Below are 21,127 nucleotides of genomic sequence, written 5' to 3' on the forward strand. Positions count from 1 at the left end.
ACCTTAATATGTATTAGTTATATATTATAACACTTTAATCATCTCTTTGGTGTAGTCCTATTTAAAAATATAAAAAGAGCTGTATAAAATATACAGCTCCTTATCTCACCTAGACTATTTTAGCTTAGTATTGATTACTTCCATTATAGCATTTTTGAAAGTTTCAGTTTTTTCTTTTGAATCCTCTAAGCTTGAACCTTTTACTGATAAGTAAACTTTCATCTTAGGCTCTGTGCCTGAAGGTCTTACAACAAACCATGAATCATCTTCTAAAACATATTTTAAAACATTTGACTTTGGAAGATTAATCTCTTTTTCTTCTCCTGTTAAATTATTTACTTCTTTGCTTAACTTATAATCAAAAGATATAACAACCTTAACACCATTTATTTCTTTTAAAGTTTCATTTCTTAAGCCATCTATGCACTTAGCAATTTGTTCTTGTCCTTCTTTTCCTGCAAGCTCTATTGATACTAAGCTTTCTTTGAAATAACCATATTTGTTATAAAGCTCTATTAAACCATCATAAAGAGTTTTTCCTTGCCCTTTATAGTATAAAGTCATTTCAGCTATTAGCATTGAAGCTACAACAGCATCTTTATCTCTAGCAAATGTACCTGCTAAGTATCCATAACTTTCTTCAAATCCAAATAAGTATTGATTTGAACCTGACTCTTCAAACTCTTTTATTTTTTCTCCTATATATTTAAATCCTGTTAATGTGTCTATTAATGTTACACCATATTCCTCAGCCATCTTTCTAACTGATTCTGTAGTAACTATAGTTTTTATAACAGCTCCATTTTCAGGTAACTCATTCATTTCTTTTAATGAACTTAAAATGTAATTAGTTAATAACATACCTGTTTGGTTACCACTTAAAACTTGATATTCTCCCTCATTGTCCTTAACAACAACACCTATTCTATCACAGTCAGGATCTGTTCCAAATATTATATCTGGTTGAATTTCTTTAGCCATATCTAAAGCTAATTCAAACACTTTTGGATCCTCTGGATTTGGATATGGTGCAGTTGGGAAGTTTCCGTTTGGTAATTCTTGCTCTTTAACAACGAAAACATTCTCATATCCAAGCTCACTTAATATTCTTCTTACAGGAATGTTTCCTGAACCATGGATTGGAGTATATATTATTTTTAAATCTTTAGCATGCTCTTTAACTAGTTCTTTTCTTATAGTTAAAGTTTTTAAAGCATCCATATATTTTTTATCTATTTCTTCGCCAATGTAAACTAAAAGACCTTTTTCTAAGGCTTCTTCTTCACTCATTGTTTTTATGTTGGCATAATCTGTAATTTCATTAACATATCCAATAACAGCTTTAGCAGGAGCATCTGTTAACTGACATCCATCATCTCCATAAACTTTATATCCATTATATTGCTTTGGATTATGTGATGCTGTTATAACAATACCACCATTACAATTTAATTCTCTAACTGCAAAGGATAACATTGGAGTTGGTCTTAAAGATTCAAAAAGGTTAACTTTGATTCCATTTGCACAAAGAGTTAATGCTGCTGCCTTTGCAAATTCCTTAGACATATTTCTTGAATCATAAGCTATTGCAACTGATTTATTTCCATCATAATTATCATTTAAATAATCAGCAAACCCTTGAGTAGCTTTTCCAACTGTATAGATATTCATTCTATTAGTTCCAGCACCAATTATTCCTCTTAATCCACCAGTACCAAAATCTAATTCTTTGTAAAATCTATCTTCAATTTCTTTTTCATCTGATATCGTTCTTAATTCATCTTTTATTTCTTCTGAAATACTACTAGAGTTTAACCATTCTTCATATCTTTCTTTATACACTGCGCTCTCTCCCCTTTTGTATTTTATTTCCACAGATATTATACTACATTATTTTATAATATGAAAATAAAAAAATTGAGAATGGAATTATTTTACTATCAATTCCATTCTCAATTTATTAATATTAATTCTCTTTTTTAGCTCTATTCTCTTCTACTTGTTGATCCACAACTTCTTGAGTTATTATTTTTTGATCATAGCTTATAGAAGCCACTACAGAATCGAAATCATCAACTACTGTTATCTCACTTCCACATTCGATATCAGAAACCTTGAACTGATCTCCTTTTTCGGCCTTTTCTACATTCAGTTCTACACACTTTGGAATATTATTAGGTGAACATTTTATCTTTATGCCCTCTTTATTTTTTTGTAGTACAGCATCTATGTTATTTACATGAGCCTCACCAATATAATTTATAGGCACAGTTGTTACTATTTCTTCGTTTCCATCAACCTTTTCTAAATCTATATGTACAACCCTTCTACTTACAGGATCTCTTTGAACTTCTTTTATAAGTGTATTCATTTGTCCCTCTTGTGAATTTACATTTAAAACTCCATGCTCTCCAGCTACAGCAAGTGCATGATTAAGTTCTAGCTCTCCTATTTCAAATAAAAGATTATTCATTCCTTTTCCATATACAACTCCAGGAATTAATCCGTGTCTTCTGCTTCTTCTACTTGAATGTCCAGTCTTCTTTTCTCTTTGATTTACATTTAAATTTTCCATAATCATCCCTCCTTTTAAGTATTATTTCCGAAAAGGCTCTTATTATTCACCTTAAAAGTAAAAAAAGAAGAGACTATATCAAAAGTTAAACAATAAAACTTATAAATAATATGAAGAGAATATCTAGCAATTCTCTGAATATATTTATAAGTTTTATTTTAAGTTATTTTTGATACAGCATCTTCTATTAATTATTATTTAGTTTAATGCTTTACGACTTGTAAAATCTAATTCATAATGATCTATTTTTTCATCTTTATTTAAATCATATTTTTCAATAGTTTCCCATTCGTCAGCATTATCTGTTGAATTCTTTCCGTAATGTTTAGAAACCATAGCTAAATCACCGATTTCAAATTTACCATTTTCATTTAGATCACCTGTAGTTCCAGTTATTTTTAGACTTTCAAATTTTTCTAAAGTAGCATTTAATGAAAGTTTAACATTTTCTTTCTCTTCATTTGAAGATTCGCTATTATTATAAACTTCCTCTGCTAAAACTATAGCCTTTTCTAACTCACTCTTAGAGCCACTATGATATTCTCCAACATTAACTCCTTCAACTGCATTATTGTGTATTTCCTTAGCATTATTTATTAATGTTCCTAATTCTTCATCAGCAACCTTAACCTCATAAGTGAACATTGCATTGGCCCAATCAGTATGATCTTCCCAGTCATGTCCATTCTTTAAAGTTTTTAGAGTTATCTTAGAAGCTCCTTTTATATCTAGCTTAATATTCTTAGATCTTTCTCCTGGTTTAACAACACCACTATCATATACTTCTTCACCATCTACTAAAACTTTGAATATAGCTCCATCACTCTTAGAACCTGTTTCAGTATCTAAGCCAATGTAAGATTCAAAATAATCATAATCTTTACCTGAAACATCGTAGACAATAGTTGAATCTGTATGTGTTCCTAATCCTTTTTCAAAACTCATAGACTTTAATCCATCAGTTAATCTTATTTGATTTCCATCAACTGAAGTATCTTTCTTTGGAGTACTCCATCCTTGATTTGCACTTTCCCAATCTAAATCACTTGCATATTCTCCTCTAGCTACGTTAACCGTTGCAATAGTTTCAAGGTTTTTACCATTAACCTCAGCTACTCCATTAACTTTTATTACCCCTTCTTTTGAGTAATCCTCTTCTAAAATTTCATCCCAAATTACATTAGTAACTACCTTCTCACCGTCAGTATAAACTATTTCTACTGAATTAGGTAAAACTGGTTCTTTACCTATTATTGTTTGAACATCTATTTTATCAGCCTCAACAATATCTCTAACAGTTATATTAGCAGTTATTTTATTTGAAGTTCCCTTAATTGTTCCTTCTACTTGGAAAGTTCCAATCTTACTGTATGACTCAGGATCTATTTCATTCCAAGTTATGCCTACTTCTTTCAATGCTCCATCAGTAAGTTCTACCTGTGTTTTCTTTGGTAAAACTGGTGCTTCTCCAACTAAAGTTTTTACTTCTATACTTTCCTGTTCTCCCTTAACCTCGTAAGGAGCATCTAATTTATTTAATTCCATCGGTGATTGAGCCTCTGTATTAATAGGTCTTAACACCATTCTATATACGTAATCTTGATTTGGATAAAGAGTATATTCTGGTTTTGGTCTAGCACCCCAGGCATCATCTCCACCTACTCCCATTTGTCTATAGTTAACATTAACCACAACATCCTCTGATTTTACAAGTTCATGAGGATGCTTCTTACTTCCAAGTTCCTCTTCTGTGTAATGAAGAGCTGATGCTTCTACATAAGGATCTCCTGAAACCATTAATCCAACTCCATCATTATTAGTAAGAGTCATCCATCTTATATCAGTTTTATTTCCCATTTCTGATGGCTCTATATATTTAAAGAATTGATCTTCTACAGTTGAACTATATACTCCTACATGAGCTCCTTTATTTCTATCCCAATAGTTTTCTTGAGGTCCTCTTCCATACCAGTCTAAGTTTTCAAATTCAGCTGGCATATTAAATTCCATTCCAATGGCAGGAATCTCTGGTAGATTTGAAGCTCCTGGATTAAGTTCAGAAGTTATAACAACCTCTCCATCTCCATAAACTTTTATTATATTTTTATAGTTTGAAGCCGTTGTAGTCGGTAAAGTAGCACTTGCTTCTATTGTTACAAACTTTCCACTTTCATCCTCTGTAACAGTAACATTACCTATTGTTCTATTTTTACCTGCATTCTTCCATGTTCCTGTTCTATTTGGCATTCCATTTTCTTTATCATTATCAACTGGCGCTCTCCAAAAATCAGGTTCTATTGGAGCACTTAATAATTCTTTTCCATTGTTTTTGAAAGAATCAATGTTACCTTTAACCTTATTGAAGTTTAATTCGAAATCAGTTCCTCTTAAAGTTAAATTAGTATCATCGTTATTAGTTATTTCAACATCATTCATTGAAGCAACATCTACTACATCCTTACTTTCCTCTGAAAAATCAATTCCAAATTGTTCTGTAGCTATTATATGCCCTGCATTAGCCCACTTTTCATCCTCTAAAGTTTCAAATCTTATATTTAACCAATACTCTGCTCCATTATCTATAGATTCTGGTCTATTTAAATCAATCTGAACATTGGTTCTTTCAAGTGGACTTATATCTAAGTTCATTTCTCCACTTTGAACAACTTCATCATCCTTATTTAATTCCCAAACCATCTTATATTCATTAAGATTAGTAAATAAGAATTCATTTTCTATCTCTATTAATCCTTCAGCAGCATTTACATTATTTATTTCTATATTTTGATAACCATACTTAACCTCTTTAAGTTGTGGCTTTTCTTCTCTCTCAGCTGTAATCATTCCATTTGCACAGAAGTTATCATCATTAGGATTATCTCCCCAATCTCCGCCATAAGCTAAATACTTAGTTGATCCATCTTGAGAAGTACTTTCTTCCTTCCACTCTTCAAAGTCCATCCATAAAACAGTGTTTTCATCTGGCTTTCTATTTTCATCATTTAATTCATCTTTGCTTAAGGCTCTATTGTATACACGTACAGAGTCTATAGCAGCATTACTTCTACTATTCTTTTGAGCATCTCCTCCTATTGTTAATGGATAATTACTCGCTGTAATTGAACCTGTGTAGTTTGTCGATGCAACTTCCTCTCCATCTATATAAAGTTTAAGTTGGTTTCCATCAAAAGTACCTGCAATCTTATGCCAATTATTTACCCAATCACTTGGTATCTCCATAGTCTTAGCAGCAACCCACTCACTTCCATTAGCATCATAAATAAAGAATTCTATTGCTCTCTTACCAGTATGTTGGAAGTTAGCTGTTTCCTTTATAGCAAATTGAGTATCTCCTTTTGCTACAAAAACATTGTCTTGATTACCACCTTCCGGTTTAACCCATGCTTCTAAGGTTACTCCTTTTCCAGTAACATTTAATTCATCAGCTTGATCAAAAGTCATATAACCTTTAAATCCTTGTCCATCTTTTCCCTCAACAGCTTCTCCTTCCTTAGGAATTCCTTTAAAGCCATTAGAACTAGAATCAGGTGAGTATTTAATTGTCTCTACATCTTTATATAAAGCTTGGTCAACCCAGTCCCATATAAATCCACCTTGGAGATTATCATACTTTTCAAAGGCCTCCATGTATTGATCAAAGTTACCATTACTATTTCCCATAGCATGAGCATATTCACAAAGTATGAAAGGTTTGCCCCCTTGCTTTCCTATGTTTTCAACCGCATTTGGACTTAAATACATGTGACTATATATATCAGAAACTGTAGGATCACTATAATCTCCCTCGTAATGGACAGGTCTTGTTGTATCATTATCGTGTATCCAATCAGATAAAATATTAAATGTTTCTCCTCCACCAGCTTCATTTCCTAAGGACCATATGACAATAGATGCATGGTTTTGATCTCTTTGAACCATATTTTTAACTCTATCTAGACAAGCTCCAAACCATTCTGGCATATCTCCTGGTAGATAGTTTCTAACTCCATGAGATTCTATATTAGCCTCTCCAACTAGATATAATCCATACTCATCACATAATTCTAAGAATGCTGTATTATTTGGATAATGAGATGTTCTAACTGAATTTATATTATTTGCCTTCATTAACTCAATATCTTGTATCATACTTTCAATAGAAACAGCTCTTCCGTCATTTGGATCTGTTTCATGCCTATTAACCCCTTTAAACATTATAGGCTGTCCATTTATAAGCATTTGCTCTCCATGTATCTTGAACTCTCTGAATCCTATCTTTGTACTTGTAGCCTCAACTTCATTTCCATCCTTATCTTTTAAGGATAAAACCATAGTATATAAATTCGGATCTTCTGCTGACCATTTTTTAGGATTTTTAACGTCTACATTAGCTGTTAACTTAACTTTAGTGGCTTCACTATTATAATCTGTTGCTCCATTGAAATCGGTACTCATTGTTATTGGAGCATCTAAAACCTCTTCATAATTTTCATCATAAAGCTTAGCCTCTACAGTGTACTCTTCATTGTTTTTCAAATAATTTGTAAGCTCCACATCCAATTTTAAGTTGGCATCTGTATATGTGTCATCTAACTCCGTTTCTATTTTAAAATCTCTAATTTTAACTTCTGGTGTAGAATATATTGAAACATCTCTAAAGATACCACTTAATCTTATAAAATCCTGATCTTCTAGCCAGCTACCATCACTCCATCTAAATACCTGAACAGAAACAGTATTTTCACCTTCTTTTAAGTAGTCAGTTATATCAAAATCATCTGCAGTGTAACTATCTTCTCCATATCCTACTTTATGTCCGTTAATCCAGAGGTAAAAAGCAGATTCAACTCCTTGGAAAGACATATAAACCCTTCTGCCTTCTTTCCAATTATCAGGAACTGTAAATGTTCTCTGATAAGTTCCTACTGGATTATATTCAGTTGGTGCATTAGGTGGCTTAGGATTCTCTCTTCCTGTCCAAGGATATGTTGTATTGGTATATATAGGATAGTCAAACCCTTCAGTTTGCCAGTTGCTTGGAACTTTTATCTTAGTCCATCCTGATGTTTCAAAACCGTTTTCATCAACTGCCGTAGGTCTATCTGCAGGCTTATCTACAATATTGAAATCCCACTCGCCATTTAAAAGTTTATGGTACTCTGTATCAGTTCTTACCCCTCTCTCATTTACAGGTTTCTTAGAATCCTCTAAAGCTAATTCACTATTACTAAAAGAAGTGAATGATGCATGAGATTCTTCTCTATTAACTTGATAAATCTCAGGATTATTATTCCACTCTTCTCCGGTAAATTCCTCTCCTATAGTTGGCATTTCACTATCTGGATATTCCCTTGCATCTACACTCTTTCCCCCCAAAAATAATTGGTGTGATGTTGTAGCTAAAAAGCTGCCTAAAACAACTAGGGCTACAGTTCTCTTGCTCCCTTTTAACAAATTCTTCTCCCCCTTTTAAATTTTTTTATATACTAGACAAAGTATTAAACTTTTAGTCAATATAAGCTTAATTTAGATTAAGATGAATAAAATCTCATTCTAAATCCCCTCTCATTTTGCAAAATAAAAAAGCTCTCTATTATATTAATATTCATAGAGAGCTAATTTTATTTCTAATTTTTATTCCTAATTTTTACTTTAAAATTTCACTAGATATAAAGTTTATTTCATATTCACCTACTAATCCATCACCATCTAAGTCAAACTCACTGTTATTAGAACCAAAATTCTTAGAAGCTAGGGATAAGTCTCCTAAATCTATTTCTCCATTTTTATTAAAGTCTGCTCTTAATGGATTGCTTTCCTCAACAGTAAAATTAATAGTATAAACTTTCTTTGTACCATCTTCTGCTATAACTTTTATTTTAGTAACTCCAGGTGCAAATTCAGTATTTTCTATTTCAATAGTAGCATTTGAATCTTCTGATGTTGCCGTTACTTCTGGAGCATTAATTGTTCCCTCTGGTAACTTGACTTCATATTCTAATACATCTTCTTGGAATTCATCCATAGATTCTCCACTAATAGAAATACCACTTAAATTAGCATTACTACTAGCAACTCTACTTTCTATTGAAGAAATAGTTAAATTGTTTAATTTTCCTTTTAACTTATCATTTCCATTACCATCTGCACCTATAACTAATGGTAGATCACTAACTTCTAAGGTTGCACTTGGTTTTACAGTCTTATCTAACTCTCCATTTATATAGATGGAAGCCTCTCCTTTTGAATGTTCAAATACAACCTTTATATTAGTCCATTCATTTAAAGGTATTGCTTTATTAGATACAAATTGAGTTATTGATCCTTCAGCATGGAATCTTAATTTTCCTTGAGGAGATACATCTATTAAAAACCCACCTTTACCAGTTCCATTATTTATTTTTTGAGCTATCTTTTGCCAATATCCTGTATATTCATCTAAATAAACCTCTGTTTCCACAACAATATTATCAGTTAACTTTAGTGAATCATTACTTTCAACCTTTATATATCCATCTCCAAAGTCTGCAGCTTTTCCATCCTCTGAATCTACTTGAGTTATATTTCCAGTTATTACTCCATGGAAATTATTTTCTGAACTATCTTCTCCTAAATTTAAAGGATTTTCAAAGTCATAATCAACAATGATGCTCTCATCCACAATTACATATGGCTTTATTGCTATTTTATATTCTCTATTCATAGTTCCATCTTTAGATGTAACTTTTATTAATGCCTCTCCTGGAAGTTCTTCTGGCTTTATAATTTCAACATTGGCACCTGGAGACATAGCTTCTGCCTCAATGTTTAAATTTTGTAGGTTTTCTCCCTTTTTAAATTCATAAGAGTACTCATAATTACTTCCATTAAATCCTTCTAAACCATTTCCATTTATTGCTACGGATTTAAGTTCTGCATTACTTGTTGCATGAACCTTTGTTAACTTAGCATCTCCAAAACTTCCATGGTCAGAACCTATACCATTTCCACCATCTTTAACTACTAATTTAAGAGTTTCTTTTCCAGCTATAGGAACCTTAACATGCTTTTGTGGAGTATCGCCTGTCATTAAACCACTATCAAAAACTTTTTCATCATCTAAATACACTTCAAATGATATAGATGCTACTGAACCAGCCATCTCTTGATCTACTCCAACAAAAGTTTCAAAATAATCATAATAGTCTAAACCATCTAAGTTATAAACTATTTCTGAATGAGCATGAGTTCCTATTCCTTTATCATAAGAAACTCCCTCTCCATTTTCACCTTTTAATGTTATTGTATTTCCATCACAGCTAGCATCCTTCTTTATTGTTCCATAGCCTATTGAAGCGCTTTTCCATTCTAAATCACTTAAATAAACACTTGTTTCAACTGCAACATTCTCTGAAGCTTCTCCTACTCCTTCTGAATTCTTTGCAACTACATAATATACATAAGTGTAATCATCATCTGAAGGAGCATTTTCATCAATATATTCTTCTGTTTCTATACTTTCTGCTATTAATTCAAATTCTCCTTCTCCTTTTCTATAAACATCATAGCTTTCTGCAAATTTTGCTTTATTCCACTTTAATGAAACTGAGTTATCACCACTTCTTAAGGCCTTTAATCCTTCAACCTTTACTGGTTTTTCCATAGGCATTCCTTCAACTTTGTATTCTCCACCAACTTCTGTAGGGAATTTAACTACATTTTCTGAAACAACCTCTGGCTTAATCTCATTTCCATCTGCATCTGTTATAACTGCTTCTGTTATTCCTTGATATTCTAAATAACAGTCATTACCTGATCCTGATTTAATCTTTAAAAGATTTAATGAATTATTATTCCAATTAGCTGAAACCTCAAAGTTTCCTCTAGCTTTTAATCCATCAAAGCTACCATCTTCCCAAGCTGCTGGTAAAGCTGGTAATGGATTAATTGTACCTAAATGACTTTGTATAAGCATCTCAGACATTCCAGATACAGCTCCCATATTTCCATCTATTTGGAAAGGTGGATGAGTATCAAATAAGTTATCTAATGTACTTGTAGTTAATTGATTTTTTAACAAACTGTGAGCTCTATCTCCATCTAATAGTCTAGCCCAAAGATTTATTTTATTGGCCTTAGACCAACCTGTTCCTCCATCACCTCTGTGGTTCATTGTAACCCTAGCAGCATCATATAATTCTGGAGTATCCTTTTGGTTTATTTGAGTTCCTGGATAAAGTCCTACAAGGTGTGAGATATGTCTATGCTTATTATTTGGATCATCTATGTCATCCTTCCACTCTTGTACTTGTCCATATTTACCTATTTGTGGCTTTAAGAGTCTCTCTCTTTTATCTTCTAACTCTGCTCTAAATTCCTCATCCACTCCTAAAGTTTCACTAGCTTTTATAGTATCCGTGAATAACTGCCAAATAAGCTCTTGGTCAAAAGTTGTTCCAACAGTCCTTGGTCCTTGTTCTGGAGAATAACTTGGTGATGAAACTAAATATGTTTTTCCATCACTATGAGTATATTCAACTAAAAACTGAGTCCAAAACTGAGCAGCTTCCTTCATAATAGGATATATATTATCTCTTAAATAATCCACATCATCAGTGAACTGATAGTGTTCCCAAAGATTTTGACTTATCCATGCATTTGACGTTGGAGCCCATCCCCAATCGAACTCCCAACCCATAGCTGTGAATCCAAAAGGATTATTCATGGTATTTACTGTCCATCCATTTTTCTTTTCTGGTGCATCTTCTATTCCACAATGCATTTCTGCAGTAACTCTTCCAGGCTCTCTTAAACTCTCTACATATTCAACTAAAGGAATAGCAGTTTCAGATAGATTCGCTACCTCTGCTGGCCAATAATTCATCTGTAAATTTACGTTAAAATGATAGTCTGAGCTCCAAGGCGGATTATTAGAATTATTCCAAACCCCTTGTAAGTTAGCTGGTAAACTTCCCTCTCTAGAAGAGGAAATTAAAAGATATCTTCCATATTGGAAAAATAAAGTTTCTAAACTGTTAGATGGATTTGTTTTATATTCTTCAAGCATATCATCAGTTGGCTTGTCTAATTTAAGTTCTCCTAAATTTAGATTTACTCTATCAAAAAGCTCCTTATAATCCTCTAAATGTCTGTTTTTTAGCTCATCATATCCTAAAGATATAGCATTATTTACTCTTTCTGTTACTGCATTATGAGGATCCTCACCCTTATAAGTTGGATATTCATTTACATAATCAGTTCCTACACTCATTATTATTGTCACTTCGTCAGCATTTTCAACACTTATTTTGTCTTCTTTATCTTGAATTGAACCTCCACTATTAATCACCTTAATTTGAGATTCATATTTCATTCCATTGTCTGGTATAGCTCCACTTAAAGTTAATGTATTATTTTCAACTGAAAGTTGCTTTCCATCATGAGCACCCTCATTTCTTACATCAACAGTTATTGAAGATCCCTTATCAGCCTTTAGTTTGATAACCATTACATTATCAGGATAACTAGTGAAATATTCTCTTTCATAGTTTACTCCATTATAAGTGTATTTAACTGTAGATAAAGATTCCTCAATATTAAGCTCTCTTCTATAGTTAGTAACCTTACTACTTTCATGAGATTTGAAATCTAAGAAAATATCTCCAAAATTTTGGTAAGCTCCATAAGCTCTTTGATCTCCACATACCCTTTGATATAATTCATTTGATGGAGTACCACCTTCGTCTAATATTCTTCTTATCTCCTGTACAGCTTCCCAAGCTCCCTCTTTGTTTCCTCCATTATAATCTTCCCAAGCTCCTGGTCCACCTGACCATAAAGTTTTTTCATTATATTGTATTCTTTCGCTTTCCACACTTCCAAAAATCATTCCACCAATATATCCATTTCCAATTGGAAGCGCCTCATTTTCCCAATCCGTAGCTGGCTCATCATACCATAATGCTAACTTATCTAAATCAATGTTTTCATTTGAAATATTATTTCCTATTTCATTGAAGCTACTAGTTTTAGCAAAGGAATATACAGATTGACCTACTACCATTAAGGAAACTGCTAAAGCTACTTTCTTTAAAAATTTTCTTTTCATGATTCCTCCCCCTTCTATAATTTTCTTCTTAATCATAATAACATATTCTTACATTAATTGTAATATTTGTAATTAAAAAAAAGCTGTATCTTTACTTAAAATTTAATAAAGTATTTAAAGAGTTTTTCATTATATACTTTATTATTTAAGTATTATAGATACAGCTTAAAATTTTTACTTTAATATATCTTTCATTATTGCATTTAACTCAAATTCATCAACAATTCCATCACCATTTATATCATATTCTTTAATATTTTCGCCGTAGTGTTTAGAAGCTAATGATAAGTCCCCAATATCAACTTTACCATCTTTGTTTAAATCTGTTGTAGGTCTTTCTGGCTCAATCAACTGATCTTCACTAGTATCTACTAAAGCATAATTAATTTGACCATCTGGTCTACCCCCATGAGGATTTTCACCCTTTAATCTAAAGCTTAAAGTATGCTCTTCACTAGGTAATACTCCACTTTCATATACAACTTGATTTGGAGTTCTATTTTCTGCATAAGGATCAACCTCTACAAATTCTCCTCCATCTATTGAAATCTCATATATACCATGGTTAGGGTCCTTAGCTCCTACTAAAGAAATTTGCTTTCCTTTAAATTTAATAGAGAAAGTAGCATTCATGTCCTTAGTCCATACAGCTCCTTGCTCTACATTCCAGCCTTCTGAAAAGTTAAATTGATGTAATCCATCTCCAACTTCAGTTGTCTCTATTTTAATCTGCTCATCATCAATAATAGTAACTGTAGCTCTTGGATTAAATCCTAATATTCCCCCTATTGGATCACTTAATTTTACATAGAATTCCTTAGACTCCTCTTTTTCTTTATCATCTATAATAGTTATATCAAAAGTTTTTTCTGTCTCCCCTTCATTAAAAGCTAAGGTACCAGACCAAGTTTGATAATCAACTCCATTTAAAGCAGTTCCTGATAAGGTATCATAATTCACTTCAAGTTTTCCATTACTTCCACCTTTTCTTACAACTTTAAAAGTTGCAGTTCCTATACCTTCACTAACTTCATAATTAACTTGTTCAAATTCAACCATACCTTTTCCATCATTGTCTAATACATAAGCTCCATCTAAATGAGCAGCTGTTCCTCTAGCATTTGAATTCTTTCTACCTGTACATTTAACAGTAACTTCATGTTCTCCATTAGTTAAATCTTCACTTTCAAAAACTATCTGTTTAGATTTTCTATCAGGAGAATATAGATCAACTTCTACAGGATTTCCTCCATCTATGGAAACTTCCATTATTCCATGACCTGGTTCCTTTGTTCCTGATAAGAAAAATTTAGTACCATTAAATTTAATATTAACTGTAGCATTTGATTTAGTTGTATAATGAGCATCTCCACCTAAATCATTATCACCATGAGCAGTTTCATATACCCATCCATCACTAAAATTAAATTGCTCTAATTCATTTCCCTTATTATCATCATTTAATACTTTTAATCCTGCTGGTGGACCTGCTGGTAATTCTATGTTTGCAGGTTGTTTATAAACTCCAATATTATTTATTAATGGAACCTCTAATGAACCTGTTATATTTATTCTTATTTTTTGACCCTTAGTTGGCGGTATTCTAATAAGTCTCTTATATCCTACAGTCTCTCCTTCATAAACCTTATTCCAAGTTTCTCCTTGTAATACTTCAACATTAAAACTAGATATTCTTTGTCCTAATGGAATATATTCCTGTATTGAAATAACGTCGAATTCTTTACTTTCACCTAAATCTATTTCAATAGCACCAGTTCTACTTCCATTATCAGGAGCCCAATAAGTATCATAATCTCCATCTACAATTTTGCTAGCGCCATAGGCTTCATCATTATTGACAAAACTATCAACAGTTATTTCTTTATTTAATACTAAATCCTCATCAAAAGTATCTCTAATTGTATTTCCAAACTCATTTAATCTATTAACATCATTTTCATGTAATCTTCCTTCTTTGTTAGGAGGTACATTTAATAACAATACTGAATTTCTTCCAATTGATTTAAAATAAATATCCATCATCTTCTCTAAGGATTTGACCTCATTATCTTGAGAATCGTGATAGAACCAACCTGGTCGTATTGATACATCAGACTCTCCAACTACCCAATCTGGTCCACCTTCTTCTCCATGATTTAAATAAGTTGGATTTTCTCTTTCCTTCATTTTTTCAATGTCTATAGTTGACCAACAAGGTTCGCCTGCATATCCTTTTTCATTTCCAATCCATCTAATGTCAGGTCCTTGTGGACTAAATATTAAACACTCTGGTTGTAACTCTTTTATAAGATCAAACCATTCTTCAAATTTATATTCTTGTTCTACATTTGATCCCTTAGCTCCATCCATCCAAACTTCAGCTATAGGACCATAATTCGTTAATAACTCTCTTAACTGGTTCATATAAAACTCATTATAATCTCCACCATTACCTTCTCCATAATTCTCTGAATTTTGGTCCCATGGTGAAAGATAAACTCCAAATTTTACACCATATTTAGCACAGGCCTCAGAAACCTCTTTTACAACATCACCCTCTCCATTTTTCCAAGGACTGCTTGCCACATCATGATCTGTATAAGCACTATCCCATAAACAGAATCCATCATGATGTTTTGCTGTTAATATTACTCTTTCAAAACCAGCTTCAGCCAAAGTACTTACCCACTGATCTGCATCTAAATTAGTTGGATTAAATATTTCTGGGTTTTCTGTGCCATCTCCCCACTCTCTACCTGTAAATGTATTCACTCCAAAATGTATAAATGCTGTAAGCTCTTCTTTTTGATAATCAACTTGTTCTTTCGTTGGAATTGCTCCAAATGCTTCTGTTACATATTTCATATTATTCTTAGTATTTGCCTTAGTTAGTACAGCTCCTTGTCCAACACTAACCAGAAAAGTCATTGCCATTGTAGTTGCTAAAAAACTTTTTATAGCTTTAACTTTCATACTTCCTCCTCAAATCATATTTTTCCTATATATGTTTATTCAAATAAAGCCATGTTTATTACAACAAATAAAATATGTAAAGCTAAATTTTTCTAAAAAATAAACATAATAAAATGAATAAAAAATTTTAAGTAAGTAATAATATTTTTATCATTTATTTTAAGGAGGTGCATTTATGAAATTTAAAAAATTCACTCTTACTTTATTAGCTATGCTATTGTTTACTAGTGTGCTTGTTTCTTCTAAAGAACTTAAACCTCCACTGTTTATGGGAAGAGTTCTTGAAGTTAATACTGCATCCGATGGAAAAACTCTAATGGTAAGAGTTAAAGGCTATCTAAAAAGCTGCTCTGTTTACGAAGAAGAACTTATAGCTATAGTAGGAGATCAAACTGAGTACTTGAAAGGTTGTGAAACAAATACTTCAAATGAAAAACCTACTATTGAAAAGGGTGATTATGTTTTTATAGTTCTTAGTAATGCCTTTACTAATTCTATACCGCCTCAATCATCAGCACAAAAAATTCTTGTTTCTAAACCCCCAAAACAATAAAAAAAATATCTAGGATTAAAATATCCTAGATATTTTTTTATTTTAAATACTCTAATGCTTTATCTGCATAATCAGTAAATATAGCATCTACTCCATAATTTTTTAACTTTTCAATATCTGCCTCTTCATTTACAGTATAAACATTAACCTTTATTCCTACTTCATGAGCATTTTTCACTAATTCTTCTGTTACAAGAGATTTGGCTGGATGTATTGCATAAGCTCCTAATTCCTTAGCATATTCAATTATGTTAGGTATCTCTTCTTCATAAAGAACTCCTAGTTTTGCATCATGCTTCAAACTCTTGAATCTTTCTAATGCCTTATGATTAAAACTTGAAATAAGTATTTTACTCCAACATTTATATTTATTTATTAACTCTAGTATATCTTTTTCAACATACTCATAATCTATTATGTCATTTTTAATTTCTATATTTAAAATTACATCTTTATTCCTTATAAGCTCAAAGACTTCTTCTAATAATGGAATTCTGCACTCATTATTATTTTGAAAGCCTTCTTTTTTACAATTAAACTCTCTAAGCTCTTTAAATGTATAATCCTTAATTTCTCCTTTGCCATTAAAGGTTCTTTTAATATCCTCATCATGTATAACTACTAATTTTCCATCCTTACTCTTATGAACATCAAGCTCTATCCCGTATATATGAAAATTTAAAGCTTCTTTAAATGCTAATAAAGTATTTTCTGGATATTTGCCACTAAGCCCTCTATGTGCAAAAACTTTCATATAGTTTTCCTCCATAAATTTTATAACTTACTTTACTTAACAATAAGATATTTTTTAACTAGCTTTAAAATACTTTTGATTTTCACACAAATAAATCTCTGTGTGAAAATCAAAACCATACAAAACCTACTTTTTATAGATAACTCTATTGTCTATATTTTCTATTGAATTGCATCCTGTTAATACCATTGCTGATTTCAATTCACCTTTTAAGTCATTAACGTACCCTTCTACACCTTTAGCTCCATCAGCAAAAGTAGCTGTTATAAATGGTCTTCCTATTAAAACACCATCTGCTCCTAAAGCTATCATCTTTAATATATCAACACCAGTTCTAACTCCACCATCAACTAAAATCTTAACTTTTCCTTTAACTCTAGCTGCTATCTCAGGTAATACTTCACAGGTCGCTGGTGTTTGATCTAAAACTCTTCCTCCATGATTTGATACTACTATGGCATCTACTCCTGCTTCTACTGCCAATTCAGCCTCATCTGGTGTCATTATTCCTTTTAATATAAAAGGTAAATTAGTTGAATCAACTAATTCTTTTATTTCTTCTAAGTTTTTAGGTTCAACAGGCTTTCCATGCATAGCTAAAGTTATAAGACCAGCTGCATCAATATCTACGCCTATAGCTAAAGCTCCTGCTTTTTCTGCCATCTTTATTTTCTCTATTACAACCTCATTTTTCCATGGTTTTATAAATACAATTCCTTGTCCATTGTACTCTTCTATTACTTCTAAGTTAGTAGTTAAGCATAAATCAACTGCAGTATCTCCCACCATAGGATATATACCTGCATCTAAGCATCCTTTAACAACGCCCTCAATATACTCTCTTTCACTAACTTTTCCACCCATATTTAACATTGTTCCTGTTATAGGAGCTGCAAAAAGTGGTAATTCCATTGTCTTTCCGAAAAACTCAGTAGATGTACTTGGATTTTTTGCATTGTGAATTGTTCTCATATTAAGCTTTATTTCTTCTAATGCCTTAACATTTCTTATAAAAGAATCACCAGTTCCCTTTCCCCCCATGCCAGGAACTTCCCCTGCACAAGCTACTCCATTACATACCTTACATACTCTACAACTTCCATTGTAAAGTTCTCTTGCTTTATCTCTCATATCCTTATTCATTTATATATACCTCCTAAAAATCATTTTCTGTTTTAACTTTAAATCCATTTTGAAGTAAAAGTTCACAGGTTACACCATTCCCTTGTTTTTTTTCCCCATTAAACTTTCCTGAATATATTTCTCCTAAGCCACAAGATGGGCTTCTTCCTTTCAATATAACATACTCTGCATTTATGTTCTTAGCAATATTTAAAGTTTCATAAGCGCCTTTAAGAAATTCCTCTGTAACATCGGAACCATCCTTACCAAGTACCTTAGCTTTACCGTCTAGAACTTCTTTACCTGTTCCACCAACAATTTCACTTGGTATTCTTGGTGTTTTTAGTCCTCCTAATTGTTCAGGACATACAATAACTGCTTTTCCTTCCTTAAGAAGTTCTAATATGTTCTTATTCAAATTATTTCCACCATCATATTTACAGTTGACTCCACATAAACATCCACTAACTAAAATCATACAATTCGCCTCCCAAACAATTATTAAAACTAAATAAAATTCATATACATCTTTTACTCAAAATACAGCTTAATATTCAAATATCTAATATCTAAAAACCATCTTAATTTTAGATTAACAAATCTTATTTTATTATAATCCTTATAATTGTATAAAAAAAGTATTTCTCCTAGAAAGACTTTTTAAATAGCAAAAGGACTTTACTTAGAACCTTTAATTTCACAAGTCAAAGTTCTAGTAAGCCCTTTAGATAATAACCTTCTAAATTTAAAGAGAAATTTTAATTTATAAACATATCTTATTTTCCTAAAGTGAATTTAATCTTATCTCCAATCTTTATTATCTCACCAGCTTTTATGCTCTGTTCTTTGATCTTTCCATCTCCTTCAAATTCACCTTTTAGTCCTAATGATTTTAGTATCTCTTCTACTTCAGCCTTTTCGAGACCTCTAAAATCAGTCATTACAACTTCTTTTTCATTTCTATCAAATCTACTTCCAGCATACAAAGTTATAGTATCTCCTTTTTTAACTTTGTACCCAGGTATAGGCTTCATAGAGGTAATAAAAGTTCCATCTCCCTCTATCACACAATTTATCCCTAATTCTTTAGATATTTTATCAGCATCAGTTACCTTATTTCCTCGTAAATCTGGTATTATTACACTTTTATCTTCTGCTTCTAGTTCTCCCTCATTTAAAGAAATATAATTAAAAATATTATTAAATAATTCTCCAGCAAAAGGAGCAGCAACAATTCCACCAAAATGTTCTCCATTCTTAGGATTATCTATTATTACTAATAAAGATACCTGAGGATTATCATAGGGTGCAAAACCAGCAAAAGATGATATATAACCAGCTCCATAAGTCCCAGTCTCAGGATCAACCTTTTCTGCTGTACCAGTTTTACCAGCTACCTTAACACCTTCAATTCCTGCATCCTTTGATGAACCATTTGATACAGTAGATTCTAAAGCCTCTTTAACTCTTATAGTACTTTCTTCACTTATTATATTTTCTTCTATTTTTGGCATGAATACTTCATCTATAATCTTTGTTCCATTATCATCCGTATGACTTAGTTCTTTCATAGCATGAGGTTGTATTAAATCTCCTCCATTTGCAACAGCATTTAAGGCGGCCATAAACTGAATAGCATTTACTGTGTTAGTTTGTCCAAATGATATAGTAGCTAAATCAACGGCACTTATATCTTCTGTATCCTTCACTATTCCAGTAGCTTCTCCTGGTAAATCAACTCCTGATTGAGTTCCAAAGCCAAAAATTTTAATATATGCATTTAATTTTTCTGCTCCTAACTTTTGTCCTATTTCCATAAAGGCAACGTTACATGAATTTTCTAATGTCTGATTAAAGTTTTGTATTCCATGACCTCCTGGTTTCCAACATTTTATGTTTCTTCCTGAAACATTTAAACTTCCATCACAATAATAAACTTCATCTTCTCCAGCTATATCCTCTTCCACAGCCGCTATAGAAGTTATTATTTTAAATATAGAACCTGGTTCAAAGGCATCTGAAACTATTGTGTTTCTCCACATGTTTTGAAGCTTAGCAGATTCATTTTCTCCCTTAAAATTCTCACTTCCATCATAAGGATTATTAAGATCAAATCCTGGTTTATTGACTATTCCAAGTATCTCTCCATTATTAGGATTCATAACTGCAATACTAACAGAATCAGCATCATGTTCTTTTAATGCCTTTTCAGCTACTGTCTCAACAAAATATTGAATATTTTCATCTATAGTTAAACTTACATCTTTTCCATCTACAGGTGGAGTAAAGCTTGATTCTGAATAAGGATTAGAAGAACTATCTCCTGAAACCTCATTTACTCTTACCCCCGGTATTCCCATAAGTTCTTCATTATAATAAAGCTCTATTCCACTTAAACCTTCTCCATCTGCATTAGTTGTCCCAAGTGTATGTGAAAGAAAATCTCCATTAGGGTAATATCTCTTAGTATCTTCTGATACTATAACCCCTCTTATTTTTAAGGCTTTAACCTTATCAGCCTTTTCCTTCTCTACCCTTCTTATTAAGGTTGCAGAGTTTGCCGGATTTCCAGAAGGGTAAGTATGCTCTATTTTTGATAAGACTTCTTCCTCATCCATTTCTAATGCTTGAGCTAATGATTTAGCTACCTCAATATTATCTGTTTCTTTATTCTCAATATATTTTCTTAAAGTCACTAAATCTAAATCTACTCTAAATACATTTGCAGTAACGGCTAACTCTCTGTTATTTCTGTCTAATATTCGCCCTCTTCTAGCATCTATTTGTATTTCATTAGTCCATTGTTCCTCTGCCATAGCCTTATAATCCTTAGATCTAAATAGTGCTATATAAATCAACTTTCCTACTAAGCTTAAGAATATTATTGCTATTGCCAATAAAAAAATTAGTACTCTACCCTCATTAAGTCTATTCTTTTTACCACGCTTTTTTTCTTTCACCTAATTTCCTCCTATATAATTAATTTTACATAATTTTCAAAGTTTAAATTGATTATATCATAAATACTTATGCCCTTTTTTTAATAAATTGTATATAAAAAGG

The 21,127-nt window shown here is 31.8% G+C and carries 10 protein-coding genes; 1 reads left to right on the forward strand and 9 read right to left on the reverse strand.

Features of this window, described 5'->3' with window-relative positions; genetic code table 11:
- Nucleotides 1-114: 114 nt before the first annotated feature.
- The 5 genes from AC2A4K_RS12830 to AC2A4K_RS12850 all read right to left on the reverse strand — a co-directional run bounded on the left by AC2A4K_RS12830 (nucleotide 115) and on the right by AC2A4K_RS12850 (nucleotide 15,635).
- Nucleotides 115-1,842 carry a phospho-sugar mutase gene (locus tag AC2A4K_RS12830; protein ID WP_322502885.1) on the reverse strand — a complete coding sequence of 576 codons (1,728 nt, stop codon included), beginning with the start codon at nucleotides 1,840-1,842 and terminating at the stop codon, nucleotides 115-117.
- 124 nt (nucleotides 1,843-1,966) lie between these two features.
- Entirely contained in the window at nucleotides 1,967-2,575 is a 609-nt protein-coding gene (locus AC2A4K_RS12835) for a 50S ribosomal protein L25 (RefSeq protein ID WP_322502886.1), read from the reverse strand.
- 198 nt (nucleotides 2,576-2,773) lie between these two features.
- Entirely contained in the window at nucleotides 2,774-8,029 is a 5,256-nt protein-coding gene (locus AC2A4K_RS12840) for a glycoside hydrolase family 2 TIM barrel-domain containing protein (protein ID WP_322502887.1), read from the reverse strand.
- A gap of 193 nt (nucleotides 8,030-8,222) precedes the next feature.
- Nucleotides 8,223-12,662: a glycosyl hydrolase family 95 catalytic domain-containing protein gene (locus AC2A4K_RS12845; protein ID WP_322502888.1), complete on the reverse strand. Its 4,440-nt coding sequence runs from the start codon at nucleotides 12,660-12,662 to the stop codon at nucleotides 8,223-8,225.
- A gap of 174 nt (nucleotides 12,663-12,836) precedes the next feature.
- Nucleotides 12,837-15,635, reverse strand: a complete 2,799-nt coding sequence (locus tag AC2A4K_RS12850; RefSeq protein WP_322502889.1) for an alpha-L-fucosidase — start codon at nucleotides 15,633-15,635, stop codon at nucleotides 12,837-12,839.
- Nucleotides 15,636-15,810: 175 nt separating this feature from the next.
- On the opposite strand from AC2A4K_RS12850, the gene AC2A4K_RS12855 reads away from it, so the two are divergent.
- A complete protein-coding gene (locus tag AC2A4K_RS12855; RefSeq protein ID WP_322502890.1) occupies nucleotides 15,811-16,188 on the forward strand; it encodes a hypothetical protein in 378 nt (125 codons plus the stop codon).
- A 37-nt stretch (nucleotides 16,189-16,225) separates the two neighbouring features.
- Here AC2A4K_RS12855 and AC2A4K_RS12860 read toward each other — a convergent pair whose 3' ends face one another.
- The 4 genes from AC2A4K_RS12860 to AC2A4K_RS12875 form a co-directional block, all read right to left on the reverse strand.
- Entirely contained in the window at nucleotides 16,226-16,942 is a 717-nt protein-coding gene (locus tag AC2A4K_RS12860; protein WP_322502891.1) for a glycerophosphodiester phosphodiesterase, read from the reverse strand.
- Between the two features lie 126 nt (nucleotides 16,943-17,068).
- Nucleotides 17,069-18,085 carry an alpha-hydroxy-acid oxidizing protein gene (locus AC2A4K_RS12865; protein WP_322502892.1) on the reverse strand — a complete coding sequence of 339 codons (1,017 nt, stop codon included), beginning with the start codon at nucleotides 18,083-18,085 and terminating at the stop codon, nucleotides 17,069-17,071.
- A 13-nt stretch (nucleotides 18,086-18,098) separates the two neighbouring features.
- Complete coding sequence (locus AC2A4K_RS12870) at nucleotides 18,099-18,542, reverse strand: 2-thiouracil desulfurase family protein (RefSeq protein ID WP_322502893.1); 444 nt, start codon at nucleotides 18,540-18,542, stop codon at nucleotides 18,099-18,101.
- A gap of 298 nt (nucleotides 18,543-18,840) precedes the next feature.
- Nucleotides 18,841-21,024, reverse strand: a complete 2,184-nt coding sequence (locus AC2A4K_RS12875) for a stage V sporulation protein D (RefSeq protein WP_322502894.1) — start codon at nucleotides 21,022-21,024, stop codon at nucleotides 18,841-18,843.
- Nucleotides 21,025-21,127 lie beyond the last annotated feature (103 nt).

Source organism: Clostridium sp. LIBA-8841 (assembly GCF_057782475.1).